The organism is Enhygromyxa salina, from assembly GCF_000737335.2.
Taxonomy (GTDB): domain Bacteria; phylum Myxococcota_A; class Polyangia; order Nannocystales; family Nannocystaceae; genus Plesiocystis; species Plesiocystis salina_C.
Window position 1 is genome coordinate 53,530 of record NZ_JMCC02000031.1, and the last position, 20,074, is coordinate 73,603.

Genomic DNA, 20,074 nt, shown 5'->3' on the forward strand with positions numbered 1-20,074 from the left:
GTCGTCGGCCCGGGCACGAGGGGTTTGCAGGGTTTTTCCCCGCGACGCGAAGTTTCTAGAGATCGCCTAGAGATCGAGAGCGGCCGCGTCGAGATCGAAGTCGACCCGCACGCGGTCCTGCAGCCGAATCGCCCCCGCCAGCGCCTTGTACGGCCGGATCCCAAACTCACTCGGCACCAGCGTCACGCTCCCGCGCACGCGGTCCCGCTCGTGCACGGCCACCAGCGACAATGGCTTGCGAACCCCGACGAGCTTCAACACGCCGTCCACCCGAATCCGCGCGCCCACGCCCTTGCCCGCGCTCAGCGAGCCCTGAAACACGATCTTCGGGTGCGCCCGGGTGTTTAGGATCTCGCCACGAATCGTCTCGGCGATCTTCGTGCGATCGCGCGGCCCCAGGCCGTTCGCGTCAAACCGCGTCCCGTTCATCACGCCGTCCACGATGATCGACTGGGCCTCGATCTCGGCCACGACCTCGTCACCGGTCCGCGCGATCGTGAACTGCTGGACCTGCAAGCGCAGATCATGGGCGATCCGCGACAGCAGCCCCGCCTTGAAGGTGAACACTCGAATTCGATGGGTGTCGCGCTCGCTCATCCGTTGCCTCCAAAGATCCCCAGCGCCCGCAGCAACCAGGCTGCGTCGGTGGTCTCGAGCACGGCCGGATCCCCCGGCCGGCCGACCTCGGTCAGCAGCCCGCGGTCGCGGGCCATCGCAAACAACGCGCCGTCGACCGTGCCCGACAGCCGCGTGGCGATCAGCAGACACGCGCGATGCTGGACCCGCTCGAGCTTGGCCGGGGCGCCGCGCCAGTGGTCGAGCTCGCGGGCGAGCGAGCGGCGGAGATCCACGTCGAGCTTGGACGCCGTCAACCCGCGCGCGGCCAGGGTGTCGACCAGCCCGCGGGCGGCGTCGGTGGTTGGCTCGTGGCGCGGCTTGACCAGGCTGGTCAGCGCGTCGAGCAGGTCCGGCACGCCGATCGGATCATCGTCGAACACGATCGCCATGCCCGTTGCGAGCGCGGCCGCAGCATAGGCGAGTCGATACTTGCGCTCGGCCTCGGGCACGTCGACGAGCTGCTCGGTCACGACGATCGTCGGCTTGCTCAGGTTGCGCAGCCCGATCCCGGCGGCCGGATTTTGCTCGGTCACCGCGATCGCAAACTCCACACCCAAGGCGGCGCGCCACGGGTTGATGATGCGGTCGGCGTGGCGAACGGCGAGCCGCTCTTTCGCCGTTCGCGGCGCCCGGGTGCCGCCAAGCTTGCCGCGCAGACCGGCCAGCGGCTCGCGCAGGGTCAGCAACACTTCGCGCAGCGCCCCGCGCCATTCGAGGGGGACCCAGCTGTCTTCTTGGGCCGGCGCGCGGGGTAGATCGGCCTGGGGCAGGCGCGTGGTCAGAACCGGGACCGGGCCGCTCGGGGCCATGAACGCGGCGATCTGATACAGGTGCCGGGCCAGCTCCATGCGCCTGAACGCCTCGTTGAGCCGGGCCAGGCCAAGCGCGAGCCCGGCTTGCAAGGGTTGGCCGGCCGCCCACGCGCCGAGCTCGTCGAGCAATTCTTCGGTGCCGCCACACAGCGCGGCGGCGGCCGAGAGCAGGGCGTCGAGCCGCGGGAGCGGTCCCTCGGTGGCGATCTGATCGAGCATCCGGGCGGACACGGGCCACAAGATCCGCTGGCGAACGCCGCGATCGTGGCGGTCGGCGATCGACCGGGCCAAGGTCCGCTTGCCGCGGGCGAAGGCCTCGGTCAGCGCGGCGTAGATCAGCGCCTCGTGCTCGTCACCTTCGATCGCGCGCAGCTCGATCGCCAGCTCCAGCACGCGCTCCCAGTCGCCCTGGTGAAACGCCAAGGGCATGAGCACGGCGCGAGCTTCGGTGCTCTCGATCGAGACCGCCCGCGCGCGCTCGAGCAGCCGGCGCGCGGCGGTCAGCGACTCGCGGCCCTCGGCGCCGTGGTCGAGGTGGACCTGCGCGGCGCGGGTCAGCCAGTGGGCTTGCTCGCGGGTCTCGATCGTGAGGTTGGCGAGCTGCTCGAGCGCGCGGGCGAGCGCGGTCCAGTCTTCGGCCTGCTCGAGCAGCTCGGCGTAGAGCTTGGTCAGCGGCTGATCCGAGGGCTTGTCGAGCAGCGCGGTGCGGCAGGTCGCGCGCGCGTCTTGGAGGTTGCCGATCGCCCGCTGGGCCCGGGCGAGCTCCAGCGCGACGTCTGCGGCGCGATCGGGCCAGTGGCGGCGACACAGCTCGAGCCGCTCTTCGAGCAGCGGGATCCGATCGTGGGTCCGGGCGGCGCTGTCGAGCAGGCCGTCGAGCAAGCTCAGCGCCTGCAAGCGCAGCTCGACCGAGGCCTCGCCCGCGAGCAATTGCCGAAGCACGCTCTGGGCTTGCTCGCGTCGCTCGAGTCGCAGGGCGGCCTCGGCCAGGCGCAGGGTCAACAGCGGCGGGCGCTGGCGTGGGGCCAGCAACGACAGCTCGTCGCAGATCGTCGCGTCGACCTCTCGCTCGTCCGAGGCCCCCGCGATCTCACCCAGCAGCTCGGTCGCGGGCGCGTGGGTGGGCGCGCGATCGAGGGCCCGGCGGACGATCGCCACGGCCAGCTTGGGATCGCGCAGACCCGACCACGCGAACCGGGCGGCCGAGCTCAGCAAGGTCGCGGCCTCGCTCGCGTCGGCGCTGCGGCTGGCCAGATCTTCATAGAGCTGCACGACCTTGGCGTAGTCGCCCGTCTCGGCGAACACGTCGCGCAGGGCCTCGAGCGCGGCCTCGCGGGCCGGACCGCGCTCGCCGTCGAGCAAGGTGTGGGCCAGCTCGAGCTGACCGCGGGTGACCTCTTCGAGATCCGCATGATCCTCCAGGGCCCGGGCCGTCTCGCGCAGGCGCGAGTACACGTGCAGGCGCTCGATCGGGTCGCTGCTGGCGTCGAGCTTGTTGTGCAGCGACTTGCGGCGCTTGCGAAGATCGAACTCGCCTTGATCGATCTGCACGATCTGCTCGAGCGCGCGGTGGACCAGCTTGCGCAGCTCGTCGCTGAGATCCGGGAGCTCGGTCGCGGCCCGGGCTGCCGCCTCGGCCGGCTCGAGGGTGTCGTTGCGCAGGTGCAGCTCGCTGGCGACGATCAACAGGCGGGCCCGGGCGGCGTCGTCGAACACCTCGCCAAGCTCGGGGCGACCGGGGCTGCGCGAGAACTGCTCGAGCCGCGCGGCGGCCTCGCCTGGATCGGGCAGGCGCGCGGCCAGGGTGCTGGCCCGCTTGCTGACCACGACGTCGGTCGGGGCTTGCTGCAGCGCGGCGCCAAGGTTGCGAACCGAGCTCTGCGCGTCGCTCAGGCGATCGAGGTAGGTCTCGGCCAGATCGAGGTGGGTCAGGGCCCGGCGTGGACCCGGGGGCAGCTCGCGGATCGCCAAGAAGTGCATGTGCGCGACGATCGACCACTCACTGCGCGCGCCGGCCAGCTCCAGCAGGATCTGGCGGGCCTGGGCATGCATCGCGTCGGCGCCAACGGCCTCGAGCAGCAGCGCGCGGGCCCGCTCGCCGGCCTCGGACATCGGGTCGTCACGAAACTCGCGGGCGAGCAGCATCGCCTGGCGGTAGCCAACCTCGGCGCGGAGCATGCTGGAAAGCGACAGCCCGGCGAGGCGCTCGAGGACCAGGGCCTCGTCGAGCTTGCGATCAACCCGGTCGTACAGGCGCGCGAGCTCGAGCAGCGCGCGCTGGGACTGCGGCGCCCGCTCGAGCGCGCGCTTGAGGGTGAGCTCGGCCTCGTCGGCGCGGTCTAGCTCGATCAGCGCGCGCGCGGCCGCGGCTGCGTCGTCGGCTGCACGATCATGGGCGATGTCAGCGCTGAGCGCGGCCTGGGTCAGGGGCTCGATCGCCTCTTCCAAGCGACCCTGGCGAGACAACAGCCGGCCAAGCCCCTCGAGCGCGCTGGCCAGGTTGGGGACCATGCCCAGCGCCTCGCGATAGCGCCGCTCGGCCTCGGCCTCGTGATCGTCGTGGGGCGCGAGCAGATCCGCGAGCAGAGCCAGCAGCGCGGGCCGGTACTCCTCGCGCAGCTCGGGCAGCCGCATCAGCAGGCGGTTGCGAACGTTGACGACCGAGTCGGTGCCGCCCAGCAGCACCCGCGCGCGGGCGCCCGCCGTCGGGTTGTCGAAGGGGTTGGCCAGGTACGCGTCCAGGAAGAAGCGAGCGGCCTCATGCGGTCGGCGCAGCGGCCCTTCGAGTAGCTCGCCGATCCGAAAGTCAGCCTCGGCCTTGCGATCCCAGTCGCCGAGCTGCGCGAGCTTGCGCGAGCGAACGGTGAGGATGCGGACCAGGTCGTCGTAGCGCTGCTGGGCGCGGTACCAGCGGGCCAAGGTTGCGAGGCCCTCGTCCGGCAGCGCGTCGAGCTGCTCGAGCCGGACGTAGACGGCGGCCGTGCGCTCGCCGTCGTCAACGTGATCCCGCAGCGCGCGAGCGAGGCGTTGGATCAAAGCCAGCCGCGGGTTGGCGCTGACCGGGGCGTTGGGGAAGCGCTGGCGGGGATCCACGTCGCCCGTCAGCTCGGCGCGCAGCTCTTGCTCGAGGTGGGCGATGAGCTCGGAGAACCGACCTTGCTGCTCCAGGCAGGCGACGATCTGCAGGTGCAGGCGATCGCCGAGCCGCGCCCAGGCCCGACGTGCGACGGCGAGCGTGACCGGGCCGTCCGAGTCGTCGGCCGGCCGCACGGGGGCAGCGGGGTACACGGCGGGCGCGGGATGATCGGGGGCCGAGCTGTGGTTGAGCGCCTCGGGCAGGACGATCCGATCGAAGAGCGCGTCAGCGTCCAGATCACCCTGATCGTCGTACTGATCTTCAACGAGGTCGCCCAGCGCCGCGCGAGCGCTGGCGAAGGTCGTCAGCTCGGCGCGCAGCTCGGGGCTGTCATCGAGCTGCTTGGCGAGGCGATCGACGCCAAGGCCATCGAGGTTCTCCAGCGCGAGCCGCAGGGCCTTCTCTGCCCGCGAGGGATCATCGAGGCGCTCGCGCTGGATCGAGGCGATCCGCTCGAGCGTCAGCACGCGCTCGAGGCCCTGACGCCGGGGGTACTCGCGCTCGAGCAAGGTCACCAAGGGCTGCCAGCGCTGGCGTTGCTCGTAGAGCTCGGCGAGCACGGCGACGGTGCGATGCCGGCCGGGCGCCTCGGTGGTCACGGCTTCGAGGTCACCGATCGCCTCTTCGAGCCGGCCCAGCGAGTCGATCAGCAGCCGCGCCCGCTCTTCCAGAGCTTCGACCCGCGCGCTGCCAGCGGTGCGGTTGGCGATCGCGGCGAGCATGCGGACCTGGTGCTCGGGATCCCCAGCGAGCTGCTCGAGCTCGCGCAGGCGATCGCGGGTCCGGGCGTCGTCGGGCACCCGACCCAGGATCTTGCGAAGCAGCCGCTCGGCGAGGGGGTGCTCGCCGGTCGCGAGCGCAGCGTCGGCGGCCCGGTGGCCCAAGGCCGCGAACGCGACCGCGCCCATCGGCACGTGCTCGAGCACCCGCGCGCTCAGATCGATCGCGCGATCGAGCTGCGGCTGCGCGTAGTAGTGATCGAGCAGCGGCAGCATCAAGTCGGGATCTTCTGGCGCGTGCTCGAGCGCGCGCTCGAGGTGGCCGATCGCGGCGTCGGGATCACCCAGGATGTCTGCGCACAGGTGGGCGAGGTGCTTGAGATCGGCGACCTGGCGGTTGGGATCGTCGTCGCGGGCGACCCGGTACTCGAGCAGCTCGAGCGCGCGGGTCCAGTGGTTGTTGTCTTCGAGCGCGCCGAGCAGCGCCAAGAACAGGTCGTTGTTGCCGACCTCGACCCGCGCGCGATGGCTGAGCAGGGCCGCGCCGTCGCGCCGATCGAACAGCTTGGCGAACCCGACCCACAGCCGCGCGCGCTGACGATCGTCGCCAAGTCGGCCGCCCAAGCGGGTGGCGAGCTCGTCGACGACCGCGTCGGCCCGGGCCAAGCGGGTCTGGCGATCGAGGGCCGAGAGCTCGTCCTCGAGCGGCCCGAGCACCAGCGCGTGAAGCTCGGCGCTGTCGGGGTGGCGGATCAGCGCGAGGTCGCGCAGCTGCTCGACGCGGGGGCCGAGCTCGCCCGCGCCCTGATCCACGGCCCGCTGGCCCAGCTCGATCAACATCGCGAGGAGCCCGGGATCGTCGCGCTCGAGCGCGAGCTTCTCGATCGCGGGCCAGTGGGTCGTGACGGCGGGTGGCGGGGGCGCGGCCTGACGCTGCTGCGCATCCAGCCCCGGATCCAGCTCGGTTGGGCGCGGGCCGTCGTCGAGCATCGACTCCAGGGTCCCAAGCAGCACGTCGAAGTAGCTGGGCGTCGCGCTGCGGGCCAGCTCCAAGGTCGCGCTGCGCAGCCGCATCGCAACCGCCGGCTCGGCCCGCGACGCGAGCATGATCAGGCGTCGGCCGGTGTCGTCGTGATCTTGGTCGAGCATCCGCAGCAGTCGCTCGACGAGCACCAAGGTCAGCTCGTCCGAGCTGCTGTCGAGCAGCTCCTCGTCGATCTCGGTCAGCTCGTCCTCGACGCGGCCGAGCTTGCGGATCGCCCACTCGCGCAGATCCAGGAGCTCGGGCGAGCTCGCGCGATCGGGGGACATGCGGTCGAGCTGGGTCAGCAGGCGGGTCGCGTCCTCGAGCTCGACGGCCGTGAACGCGAGCTCGGTAGCGAGGCGATCGCGGGTCTCGTCGGCGCGCGGGCTGTCGGGCGACTGCGGAGCGCCTGGGCTCGTGGGGTGCTCCGAGACCTCGGAGATCGCCGCGATCGCAGCGTCGAGCGCGTCGGCGTAGCGGGCCTGGGCACCCGTAGCGAGGCACAGATCCTTGAGGGCCGAGAGCAACAAATTATCGTCGGGGTCGGCGAGTAGCGCGGTCTCGACCAGGCTCAGACCCTCGTCGGTGCGCCCCAGTCCAAGCGCGAGCAAGCTGGCTTCGGTCCGCAGATCCCCGGCCGCCAGCGTGTCGCCGTGCGCGGCCCGGAGCTCGGCGCGGGCTTGGGCCTCGCGCTCGCGGGCCTGGGTCAGGGCCTCGCGTTGCTGCGGGGAGTAGCGCTGCGCCTCGCTGCTGCGATCGGTGCCGATCAGCTCTGCCGAGTCGGTTGCGACCATCGCCAGCCACGCCCCCGCGACGTCGCGGTGCAGCGCCGAGCCTGGCTCCACCGCTGCGGCGGCGCGCTCGAACGCGCTGATCGCCGCGGCGAGCGACTCGGGCTCGAGCCCCTCGTCGGTGCCGCGCCGGGCCGCCAGCAGCCCGTGGGCACGCGCGAGCTCGAGCTCGAGCGCGGCCCGCTGACCCACGCGATCCGGCTGCTCAATCAGAGACTCGAGCGCGCGTACGTGCAGCGTGGGGTCGTCGCTCGCGAGCGCGAGGTCGCGGAGCAGCTCGAGCGCGTGGTGATCTCCAAGCCGGGTCGCGAGGGCCCGGTCGAGCAGCGCGCGGGCCCGCTCGAACTCGCCGGCCTCGATCGCGAGGCTCGCAAGCCGGATCGCCGGCGTGAAGAAGCGATCGTCCTCGGCCGGCAGCAGCTGACCGACGCGCCGCCACAGCTCGCTGGCCTCGTCGCTGCGACCCGCACGATCGTGGGCGGCGGCGAGCTCGAGCATCGCGTCGAGATCGTCGGGCACGAAGGTCAACAGCTCGGTCCACAGTGGGGCCAGCGCGTCGGGATCCTCGAGGGTCGCCCGGCGCAGCTCGATCAGCTTGCGCAGGGCCTCGGCGCCGCGGACCCGGGCCTGCGCGCGCATGCTGGGGTTGGCGTGCTGGCTGGCCAGGGCGATCCGGGTCTGCTCGATCCGGGTCCGCAGCAACGCCTCGAGCCGCTCGTCGGCGCCGAACGCCTCGAGCGCTCGCTCGAGCCGGCTCGCGAGCTCGTCGCTTGGCCGCAGCGCGTGGGCGTCGGCGAGCGCCTCGATCTTGCGGCGCTCGTCGCCGTGCTCGGCCAGGCGCAGCAGCCACGCCACGCGGCGCTCGGGGTGCTCGCGGGACTCGGCGGCGACGGTCGCGGCCAGCTCGGCGGCGAGGTCTCGCTCGCCCAGCGCGACGACCAGCTCGAAGCGCTGCTCGGCGATCTCGATCCGGCGCGGATCTTCGGCGCGGCTCGACTCGAACGCGCGCCGATACAGCTCCGCGGCCCGGGTCCGCGAGTCGACGCTGACCAGCAGCTCGGCGCAGCGTCGGGCCAGCGCGACCTCGTCCAGGCGTTGGTTCCACGCGCGCTGATCCACGCCAAGGTGCTCGGCGATCACCTGCATCAAGGCGTCGAGCTGCGGGCGGTTGACCAGGGGCAAGAGCTGCTCGAGCGCGGCGTCGGCCCGGCCTGCGCGGGCCAGCATCTCGCCGTAGCGATACTGCAGCACGTCGCGCAGCCAGCCTTCGCCGGCGACCTCGAGCGCGTCGGCGAAGGCCTCGGCGGCGGCCTGAAACTCGCGCAGGTTGGCTCGGCGCACGCCGATCTCGATCCGTGCGCGTCGGCGCGTGACGTCGTCACCGGCGGCGCCGGCTTCGTCGGCGAGCTCCGCGAGCTCGTTCAGGTCCACGTTGTGGTGGCGCTCGTCAGCCCACAGCAATAGATCGACGACGTCGGCCCAGCACGCGCGCGCGCGCAGCAACCCCAGCAGCGCGGCGTAGGTGGTGGGCGCGTCGACGTGGGCCTCGATGCGCTCGCGCAGCGCGATCGCGATGAAGGTTGGCAGCATCGGGGTCTGCTCGCTGGCGAGCTCGACCTCGATCAGGGTCATGGCGCTCGACCACAGCTCGGCCAGCGCGGCGCCGCCTAGCTCGAGGTCGCGGGCGAGCGCGTCGAGGCTGGCGAACTCGCGCTCGAGGATGAGCTCGAGCTCGTCGCTGCTTGGCGCCGCGAGGGTGGGATCCGGTCGCAGCCCGTGGAGCTCGAGCGCCGCCGCGTCGTCACCCGCGACCAGCCCCAGCGCCGCCAACCATGCCCGGCGCAGCAGCTGCGCGTGCAGCTCCGGATCGCCGGGGGCGATCCGAGCGGCGGCCGCCGCCAGACGATCGGCGCGGTTGCCATAGGCCACGCCGCCGTCGCGCTCGGCCGAGATCGCGATGCGCAAGAGCTCGAGGATCGACTCGAGATCCCGGGTCTCGAGCGCGAGGGTCTCGACGCCGGCCCACCACGCGGCCACGGCCTTGACCGAGTCGCGCTCGAGCGTCGCGTGCAGGGCCCGGAGCGCGACGCCGAGCTGCTCGGGGGCGTACTCGCGAGCCACGCGAAGGGCCGTGCGTGCCAGCGAGCGCGACAGCTCGGGCTCGGCCTCGGGGCGCGAACCCAGCGCGAGCAAGCGCGTCGCGGTTGGCTCGCCCGCGTCGCCGTGCAGGCGCAGGACCCGGGTCACGATCGCCTGGAGTCGCTCCGACGGGGCGCCGATCGGCATCGCCAAGATCCGTTGATCGAGGCGCGCGAGCTCGTCATCGACGTTGCCGAGCCCCCGCACGGCCCAGTCGCGCAGCTCGAGCAGCTCGGGTCGCTCCGAGACCTCGTCGGGCAACGACTCGAGCGCGGCGATGCAGGCGTGCGGGTCGTCGATCGCTCGGGCCGCGCGGGCGAGCTTCTCGCCAAGCCGCACGCGGGTCGGCTCGTCGTCTTGGGCGACGCCCTCGAGCAGCTCGGCGAGCGAGCGGACGAACCGGGCCTGCTCGCCCGCGACCGCACACAGCTCTTCGAACGTCGCGAGCAAGTCAGCGTCTCCGGGGTGATGGCGCAGGCCCAGGCGGAGCAGCTCGATCGCCTCGCCGCGCAGCTCGAGCCGCTCGGCGAGCAGCTCGGCCTCGGCCGAGTAGGCGCGCGCGGGCAAGCGATCACCCAGCGCGAGGCGCAGCTGCGCGCGGGCTTCGGCCTCACCCCGCGCCTGGATCTTGGCCTCGTCTTCGCGCAGCAGCACCCGCGTCGCGTCGCGGGTCGCGAGGCGCAGCCACTGCCGCGCGGCCTCGATGTGATCTTCTGAGCCAGGCTCGGACGCCTCGGCCGCGGCGCGGATCTGGGCCAGCGCGCGCTCGGGTTGTTTGAGCCGCTCGTAGGCGCGGGCGCGCTCGCGCAGCAGGGCGGCGCGGCTGTGCACGAGGTCGGGCTCGCCGGTTGGATCGGCGGGCGTCGGGGCGCCCAGCTCGGGGCCCAGCGCAGGGTCGAGCTCGAGCAGGGTCTCGCTGGTCGAGAGCACCAGCTCGGGCAAGTCGAGACCGCGGCCGACCTCGAGCAACAGCGCGAGCCCGTGGGGATGCTTGGGCTCGATCACCAGCGCGCGCTGCAGCCATCCGCGGGCCTGATCGAGCTCGCCCGCGTCGATTGCGATTCGGGCGAGCGCGCGGGCGGGCGCGAGGAACCGACGATCTTCAGCCGGCAGGCGCTGGGCGAGGGCGCGCCAGTGGACGGCGGCGGCCTCGCGATCTCCCTCGAGGATCCGCAGCTCCGCCAGCTCGAGCCGAGCCTCCAACCGATCGGGGGCGAGTCGCAGCAGCTGCTCGAGCAGCTCGGCCCGCTCGCGCAGCTGCTCGCGGCCATCGCTGCTGGGGTGGGCCGTCGCGTGCTCGCGCAGCAGCACCAACAGGCGCTCGAGCTGCGCGACCGTCTTGGCCCGATCGCCGCTGCGCAGACCGCTGGCGATCCGGCGGCGCATGAGCTGCTCGAGGGCTTCGAGCCGCTGCTCGCCGGCGTCCGTCAGCGCGCGCAGGCTGACTTCGTAGAGATCCGCGAGTCGAGCGTCGTCGGGCGCGAGGCTGTGCGCGTGGGCGTACAAGCGGGCGCGCTCGGCTTCGGTGGCGGCCAGGCGGGCGGCCCGCTCGAGCCAGGGCAGCGGATCCAGGTTGGGTTTTTGCGGGCTGGGTTCACCGGCTTTGTCCGCGTCAGCGGGGCCGGTGCCCGACTCGGTCTTGGCGTCGGGCGACGCGCTCGCGGCCAGCTCCGCCTCGATCGAGTCGGCGACCTCGCGGGCCAGCGTCGCCGCTTGCGAGGTCCACTGCGGGTCACCGTCTTCGCCGCCGCCCAGCACCAACAGCAGCTCGAACAGGCGCTCGGCCACGCCCACGCGCGCGCGGATCTTGGTCAGCGAGTCGTAGGCAAGACGCAGCAGCTCGGTGGCTTGCTCGTGGGCCTCGAGCTCGATCGCCAGCAGCGCGCAGCGACGGGCCAGCGGTCCAAGCTCGACCCCGGCGCGGTCGTGTTGCTCGCGCTCGACCAGCCCAAACAGCTGCGCGAACGCGGCCTGGGTGTGTCCGGCTCGCTCGAGCGCGCGGCCGTAGTGGTACTGGGTCGCGGGGTCGTCACCATCGAGGGCGAGCGCGCGGCCAAGCTGCACGCACGCGCGCTCGAGCGCGGTGTCCTCGGCCAGGCCGCTGCCCTCGCGCTCGCCGGCCAGCACCCGACCAAACAGCGCCATCCCGGCCCGGCGTCGGGCGGCGGCCTCGGCCATTGGATCTTCGCCAGCGCCCGCGTCCTCGGCCAGCTCCAGCCATTGCTCGGCGTCGGCGTCGACGCTGGCCAGCAGCGCGAGCAGCTCGGTGAACGCCCCGAGCTTGCGCAGCGCCTCGCGCAGCGGCGCGTAGATCGCTGACTCGCCCGCGTGGTAACCGGCCAAGTCCCGCAAGAATTTACGCCGCGGCGTGCGGGGCGAGCCGCCAAAGCCGATCTCTTGGTACACGCCCGAGTCGCCCGCGCCTAGATCGTTGGGGTCGTCCGAGAGCGTGGCCGCGAGCCCCAGGTACAGGCGCGCGCGTCCGCGGGGATCCATGCGGTGTCCATCGGCGAGTCGCTCGACCCGCTCGAGCGCGACCCCGGGATCGCCACCGCTGCGATCGCGGGCGAGCACGTGCAGCGCGGCGTGATCGGGGAAGTCGACGGTCGCGCGATCGAGCAGGGTCTCGCCGAGCTCGGCGAAGCCCGGCATCGCTGCCTCGGCGGCGGCGTCGGCCACATGAATCAGCTGAATCAGCTGCTCGAGGATCCGCCGATCCCGGCCGGCGTGAGCCAGGCCCGCCGCTGCCAACTGCTGCCAGCCGCGGCGGACCGCGCCGATCCGGGCGCGCGCCGACTGTTCGTCGGGGACCAGCTCGACGAGCAGCTGCGGATCTTTGATGAGCTCGATCAGCGGGCCGATCGCTCGCACGCCCAACCCCACCCGATCCGGGGCGTGCTCGAGCAGCAATTCCAGGGCCGACTCGAGCAGCCACACCCGCGTGCGTGGGCCCGGCTGCGCGTCGCCGGCAGCGTTGGCGAGCTCGAGTAGCCGCGTCGCGCAAGCCTCGGCGTCGTGCTCGAGCACCCGCATGAGCCGCTCGAGCACGACCGGGTCTCCGGGGCCCTCGTCGCCCGCGGTGCGCAGCTTCGCGTCGAGCTCGGCGAGCTCGTCTTCAACCCGATCGAGCTTGCGCAGCGCCCAGACCCGGAGGTCCAGCAGCTGCGGCTCGGCGGCCGCCTGACCCGAGAGTCGCTCGAGCGCGTCGAGGGTCGTGCGCGCGGCCTCGGCTGCGCGCCCAGCCAGCGCGAGCTCGCGGCCCAGCTCGTCGCGCGAGGGGCCCGGCTCGATGCTGTCGACCACGCGCCGGAGGCTGCGAAGCCCTCGCTCGCCAAGGTTGGTTCGCGGCGCAGGCGGCTCGCGCCGAACGGGGGTGTCGGCGTCGCCGGCCAGCGGCGGCGCGGTGAACTCGAGCGGCCGTGAGCTTGGATCGAGATCGAGCTCGAGCAGGCGGGCGCGCAGCTGCGGTTGGGCGGGCGCGGCGATCAGCAGGCGCTCGAGCAGGTCTGCGCCAGCCTCGAGCTCGCCGACCGCGAGCAGCAAGTCCAGCTCGCGCAGCGATTGTTCGAGCTCGAGCTCGGCGCCCAGGGCCCGGCGCAGCTCCGCTCGCGCCGCCAGCTCGCGCCGGGCTTTGGCCAGGGCCGTGGCGTCATCGTCTTGCCGATCGTCGTTGGTATCGTTGGTGTCGAGGCCCGGGTGCTCGAGCAGCGCGAGCCAGCGGTCCACCAGCTCCCGATGCAGCTCGCTGCGCACCTCGACCAACGCGACCGCGTGTTCGATCGCGTCGATCGCAGCCGCGGGCGCGTGAAGTAGCGCCTGCGCCCGAGCGACGTCGGCGTGGAGCTCGGCCTGGCGTTGACGCGGGAGCTTGCGGCCCTCGGGACCCAGCAGCGCGCGGGCGGCTGCCAACACCAGCGCGGGCGCATCGAGGGCGCAGGCGACTTCATGGCGGCGCTCGAGGGTGTCGAGATCGTCGGGTCGCAGGGCCAGGGCGCGCTCGAGCAAGCGGTGGGCGTCGTCGAATTCTCGCGTGGCGACGCGCTGCTCGGCGAGGTGTCGCGCGACCTCGAACAGGCGCGGATCATCGTCGGCCAGGAGCGGCTCGGCGCGGGCCCACAGCGCGAGCGCGTCGGGGCTGGCCGGGTTGGACGCCCGGTTGCGGTGGTGCTCGGCCGCGACGGTCATCAGCGCGGTTACGTGGGTGGGATCGAGGATCAGCAGCTCCTCGTAGAGCGCAATGATCTCGCCGTGGCGACGCGGGGTCGTCGGGACGATCGTGCGCTCGCTGTCGTCGAACTCCGCGCTGGGATCCAGCTCTTCGTGAGGCTCGGTCTTCAGCAGCTCGAGCAACGCCGTGATCGCGCCGATCCACGCGGCCCGCAGCTCCGGGTCGAGCGCGGCCTGATCCAGTCCAGGGCCGCCGTCCGCGAGCGGGCCAGAGCCCTCGCCCGAGCCAAGGCCACTGGCGGCCATGTAGCGACCCAGCCGCTCGCGCAGCAGCAGCTCGAGCGCGCCGTGATCCCCGATCGCCCGCAGCTCGACCTCGAGCGCGTCGACGAGGGCGTCGTCGTGGCGGGCGAGCTCGCGGGCGCGGGTCAACAGCTCGACCTTGCGGCCGCCGTCGGCCAAGCTCGCCGCGCGCCGCAGCCAGCGAACGCTGGACTGCCGATCTTCGAGCTCCGAGGCGCGCGCGCTGGCCAGGGCCACCGCGGCGTCGCGGTCGTTGGTCGCAAGCAGCACGGTGTAGAGCGACTCGGTCGCGTACTCGCGCCACTCGTCGCTGGCGCGGGTGTGGGCGACGTTGAGCAGCTCGACCGCGCGCGCATACTCCCCGAGATCGCTGGCCAGCTCGCCGCAGCGCAGGGCGAGCTCGGCAAGCTCGACGCCGGTCGCCGACCACTGCTCGCGCTCCCACAGGACCACCAGACTGTCGAACGCCGCGCGGGTCTGGCCCAGGCGGGTCAGCGCCAGCCCAAGCCGCCAGCGCAGGCTTGCGTGGTCGGGCTCGAGCTCCAACGCCCGACGCAGCTGGGTGACCGAACGCTCGGCCAGCACAGGGTCGATCTCGGTCAGCCCGACCGCCGGCCCATCCGCCGGGCCATCCGACGGGCCATCGAGCAGCTTGGCCGCCCGCCCCAGCAGCTCGCCCGCGCGCTCGCGGGCGCGGACTTCGCTGTGGACGTCGGCGTCGTCGGCCGCGGCGTCGGCCAGCGCCAGCCAGGCTTGGGGATCTTCGCCGGGCGGCTGCCCGAGCTCGGCGGCCTTCGACAGCAGGCCAAGCAGCTCGGGCCAGCGGCGGCGGGACTCGAGCTTGCGCAGCAGCGCCGTGAACCGATCGTGATCGCCGATCTGGGCCTCGGCCCGCTCGCGCAACATCGTGGCCGCGGCCTGCTCGTCTAGCTCGGTCACGACCAGCGTAGCGAGGCCGTCGAGCAGCGTCGCGGCGACCTCGGCGTCGAGCTCTCGCCGGGTGATCAGCAGCTCGAGCCACTCGGCGCACAGCGTGACGATCGTCGCCCGCCCGCGCTCGCCCTCGCGCAGCAGCACCTCGCCCGAGGTCCGGGCCCAGACGCCGCGCAGCAGCCGGGTGTCGTCGGGGTGGTTCGGCAGCTGCTCGGCCAGCAGCGCGTCCGCGAGCGCGCCGAGCTTGGGGTGGTTGGTGTCGGTTGCGAGCTCGACCAGACTGGCGAGCGGTCGCAGCCCGGCGCCAAGCTCCACGCCTTCGCGCACGGCCAGCTCGACCAGCGGCCAGCGCTCGACGACCCGCTCGGCGCCGCCGTGCCGGGCCAGGCCACGCAGCGCTTCGATCCCAAGCTCGAGCAGCGCACGATCTCCGCGCGCGTCTTGATCTTGCAGCCGCGGCTCGAGCAGCGTGACCGCGGCGTCAGCCAGGGCCGCCGCGACGTCGCGCTCGGCTTGCTCGCCCAGCTCGAGCAAGCGCGCGGCCGTCCGCTCGAGCTCGGCGTCGAACAGCCCCAGCAGCCGCTCGACCAGCGCCCCGCGGCGCTCGGCCGTGAGCCCGCCGCTGGCGAGCCGGGACTCGACGCTGCCGATCTCTTCTTGGACGCGGCCGAGCTTGCGGATCGCCCACTCGCGCAGGCGCGCGAGCTCACCTTGCTCGACACGCTCGGGCTCGAGCTGATCGAGGGCGAACGCGACGCTGGCTGGATCATTGAGGTGGGTGCCAACCTCGACGAGCAGCTCGGCCGCGCGGGTGCGGCCCGGGCCGTGGTGCAGCTCCTTGAGCAACCCTCGCAAGATCCGTTGGCCACGCTGGGCCAGCTCGAAGTCGTGCTCGCGCGCGCTGAGCAGGGCGGCGAGCCGCGCGAGCAGCTCGGGCGCAGCCTCGCGGCGGCTCAGCGCCCACTCCAGCCGCTCGAGCGCGGCGAGCGGTCGATCGAGGTGTTGATCGAGCAGCTCGATCTCTTCGATCAGCTCGGCGGTGGCCAGGTCATCGCCGAGCGTCTCGCGCAGCACGGCGCGGGCGTGTGCCTGTTGTTCGTGGTCGGCGAGCGCGAGCGCCAGCGCCAACCACCGGCGCGTGGCCGAGCTGCGATCTTGCTGGCGCTCGCGGCTGGGCTGCAGCAGCTCGGCGGCGGCGTAGTGCTGGATCGCCTGGGCCGCAGATGTTGGATCGCCGTCGCGCTCGAACAGCCGGTCGAGCGCGGCGGCCCGCGCGAGCTCGAGCTCGGCCCGCGCTTGATCGTCGAGCGCGGCCGGGGTGTCGCCACCGTGATCCGTGTCTGGATCTCGATCTAAGTCCCTGACCCGATCTGCAATCGCCAAGCGCTCGCCAAGCGCCTCGGCTGCCAGGCTTGGATCATCGAGCACGCCAGCGATCTCACCGAGCAACACCAGCGCCTCGGGATCGTTGGGCCGCAGCGCGCGGGCGCGTTCGGCCAGCGCGCGGGCTTGGCGTGGCTCGCCGGTGTCGAGGGCGTCGCGGGCCAGCTCGAGCGCGGGCCGATGAAAGCGCGGGTCCCCAGGCTCGAGCAGCGCGTCGGCGACCGCCCACAGCTGCCGGGCCTCGGCCAGATCGCCCCCGGCAAAGCGCAGGCGCCCAAGCGTGAGCATCGCGTGGGTGTGTTGCGGACGCAGCGTCAGCAGATCTTCGAGCAGCTCGGGCAGGTCCCGGGCGTCGTCGCCGGCCGCGGACTCGAGCGTCGTGATCAGCCGCTCGAGCAGCGCCGCGCGCAGATCGGGATCGGTGTTGCGCTCGAGCTGGCGACGCAGGTGCAGCGCGACGGCGTGGTGATCCTCGAGCTCGCGCAGCACCTGCTCGAGCACCTCGGCCAGCTCGTGATCGTCTGGGCGCAGCTCGACCGCGGCCTCGAGCAAGCCCACCCGCGAGCGGGGCAGCGCCTCGGGCAACTCGAGCTCGGCCTGGAGATCCACCTCGTACTCGAGTTGCTCGAGCTGCTCGACCCCCGCCTCATCCAGCACCCGCGCCGCGCGGGCCAACCATGCGCCAAGTCGCCGGGCCGCCCCCGGCTGTGCGGTCGCGGCCTCGCTGGCTTCGGGCCACAACAACGCCACTTGCTCGAGCGCGACCGTCAGCGCCCGGTGGTCTCGCGCGAGCTCGCGCAGGGCCGCGAACGACTGGTCCGCGACGGCCTCGCGCAGCTGCTCCAAGACCAGCTCCGGGTTGGCGCGGCTGAGCTCGCGCTCGCACGCGGCGAGCAGCTCGGCCGCGGTCTCCGGCTGTTCGATCGCGCGCAGCAGCTCGGCCAGGCGCAAGGTCAAGCGCGCGCGCTCATTCGGGCTGGCGTCACGATCGCTGCGGAGCACGTCGTGCAGGAGTGGGATCGCGTCCTCGAGCTGCCCGCTGGCCTCGTAGGCGTTGGCGAGCGCGAGCCGAAGCGGCAGGCGATCGGGGGCCAGCTCGATCGCGCGCTCGAGCTGCCGGGCCGCGTTGTCAGCGTCGCCCGCGTCGAGCAGCGAGCGGCCCAGGCGGGCGCGGGCGTGCAGCTCGGTGGTTCGCTCGCGCTCATGGGCCGCGAGCTTGGCCAAGCGGGCGAGGCCCTCGTGGTCGCGATCGTCGAGCAGCTGCTCGATCTGCGCGAGCACCTTCTGCGGCTGGTCGAGCTCGTCGGTCGCGGCCCACAGATCAGGCAGGCGATCGTCGACGCGCAGGGCCTGGGCCGCGCGCTCGACCAGGGCCTCGCCGCGGCGCTGGCCCTGGGCGTGGGTGATCAGCAGATCCAGGATCCGCGGGCGATCGGTCGGCGGCGCCAGCTCCAGCGCCAGCTCCAACACGTCCAGCACCCAGCGCCGCGCGACCGGATCTTCCGCGACCGACTCAGGCTGCTCGGGGATCAGCCCCAGCGCCGGGCGCAGGCTGTCCCATGCCGCGTCGACCTGCCCCGCGCGACGCAGCAGCCGGGCCCGATCCAACACCAACACGTCGCGGTCGTCGAGCTCGACCTCGCCGTGCTCGTCGAGCTCGAGCAACCGCGCCAGAAAATCGGCGGCCGCCCGCGCGTCGCCAAGCTTGCGCTCGAGCGTGGCCGCGCGACGCAGCAGCGCCGCGTTGTCGGGCTCTTGCTCGAGCGCCAGACCCAGCTGTTGGCGGGCGAGCTCCTGGTGCTCGGGATCGTCGAGCTCGGCCGCGACCGCGATCAATCGCTTGCGCAGGCTGGGGCGCTCGTGAGACGCGGCCGCGGCCAGCCGCGCGCGGAGCAAGGTCGCCGCGGTCCCGCGGGCGTCGGTGCGCAGGGCCAGCTCGATCGCGCGATCGAGCAACAGCTGATCTTCGGGGTCGTCCTCGATCGCCGCTTCGATCAGCGCGAGCGCCTGCAGATCACCGCGGCGGTCATCGCCGTGCTCGGCGCCATAGCGGGAGAAGCTCGCGGCCACGCGGGCGCGCAGATCAGCCCGGCGCCGTGGGTTGGGCGTTGCTTGCAGGGCCTCTTCGAGGGCCTCGATCACGTGGGGGACCGTGGCCAGCGAGCGACCCTCGCGGGCGACCTCGGCGACGCGGGCCCGCGCGAGCACGACCAGGGCCTCGGGCAAGATCGTCTCGAGCTCGGCGACGATCTCACTGGCGGCTCGCGGCTCGGGTGGCTCGGCCCGGCGGCTGCTGCGTCGACGGTCGCGGGCGCCTTCGATCTGTTCGCGCAGCCGCTGGGTCAGCGGCCCGGCCAAGGCCAGCGCGCTGCGGGGATCATCGAGGTGGTCGATCAGCAAGCTCGCGACCGCGAGCTCGAGCCGCGCTTGGGTCAGCGGCGGGTGTGGCTGACGGCACTCGGCGGCCAGCAGCCGCGCCAGCTCCTGGGCCTTGCCTTCGGCGGCCAGCAGCACGCCGACCAGCTGCCGGGGCTCGGCCGCGCTCGGCTGCAGGTCCAGCCACTCGTGCACGGCCTCGAGGCACGCGCCGCGATCCAAGAAGCGTGACAGCGCGACGCGCCAGCGAACCAGCGCGACCCGGGCCGCAGGAAATTCATGCAGCTCGCGACTGAGCGCGGCGAGCTGCGCGAGCGCGGGGCCAATGTCGTCGCTCTCGATCCGGCTGGCCCGCAGCAGCGCGCGGGCGTGATCGAGGCCGCGACCGATCCGCTCGTCGAGCAGCCCAGGCTCACCCGCGAGCGGGGCCACGGCTTGCTCGGCGGCCGCGCTCGCGGGCGGCTCGATCGGCGGACCGCTCGGGGCATCTTCGTTGCCGTCGTCCCTGTCGTCCCTGTCAGCGTCGGCGTCGGCGTTGGCCTCGGCCTGGGGAGGTTCGCCCGCCTCGGTCTGGGTCAGCGGCCCGCGCAGCTCGATCGTGATCCCCCGGCGGCTCAGCGCCAGCTCCTCGACCGCGCAGCCCTCCAGGTTTGGCGCCTTCCAGCCAACGCTGGCGAACGGCCGCGTCAGGGCCACGCGCGCGGCGTCGATCGTCAGCGCCCCGTCTTCGCTGACGAGCACCCCAGTGTGGACCCCAGCGATTGTCCCTGCCGCCAACCGGGTGGCGATCGCTCGCCACAGTCGGCGCGCCGACGCGTCCCGGCCCTCTCGATCGATCGACGCGTCCGCACCTGCCACCGCCCCCGCCCCCGCCACCGCCCCCGTGGAGCTGCGCCCGTCGAGCTGGCGCTCTGGCAGCTGGCCAACCAGCCACAGCCGACACGTTCGCAGCACCAACAAGCGGTGGAGCGGCTCGATGTCAAACCCAACCAGCAGCCAGATCTCACCGCCGTCGCTGGCCTTGCCACGCAGCATCAGGCACGGCCGCGGACGCTCGGCCTCGGGCAGCTCGCGGCGCAGATCGAGCTCCACTTCCTGGATCTCGACGCCGAGCAGCACCTGGCCCACCAAGCGCTCGCGCAGCCACGGACGCAGCGCCCGATCTTCGACGGCGAGCGTGGCCCCGACCATGCGGGGGCGACGGTTGCGGAAGGTCGTCGCGTTGAGCGGGCCCCGCAGCGGAAACCGAACGCCGGGGATCACCGCCTCGTACTCGCGCAGGCGCACGCCGGCCGCGAGGCTGCGGCGGTTGAGCGCGAGCAGGGCGCGGCGTTCGCGAAACAGCAGCGAAAACCCAAGCACGTTGCCGACCCCTGGGCCGACCTCCATGCTGGCGACGTCGGAGCCACGACCGGCGTCGTCGCGGTCGCGCTCGTCCGGCTCGTTCGCGGGCGGATCGTCGCTGGTCATCGGGGGAGGGCGCGAACTCGGGTCGCGCGACCGCGGCGACGCCGAGGTCTCGAGTGCGGCCGAGGGTGCAGAGAGCAGGGCTCGCCCGGGGTCGTTTCGGGCGCGGAAGTATAGCGGGAAATGCTCCGCGCTGCTCGCCTGAGACCACCGTCGGGGCGCTCACGGACGCGGTCTCTCGAGTGGCCCCGGCAGGGCCCAAATCT

General features: G+C 73.0%; 2 protein-coding genes. Both read right to left on the reverse strand.

Translation table 11 applies throughout. The features are described 5' to 3' along the window. Positions 1-66: 66 nt before the first annotated feature. Positions 67-597, reverse strand: a complete 531-nt coding sequence (locus DB30_RS13640) for a YceI family protein (protein ID WP_052548862.1) — start codon at positions 595-597, stop codon at positions 67-69. After that, a complete protein-coding gene (locus tag DB30_RS13645) occupies positions 594-19,871 on the reverse strand; it encodes a tetratricopeptide repeat protein (protein WP_052548863.1) in 19,278 nt (6,425 codons plus the stop codon). Before DB30_RS13645 ends, DB30_RS13640 begins: the two co-directional genes overlap by 4 nt. Positions 19,872-20,074: the final 203 nt, after the last annotated feature.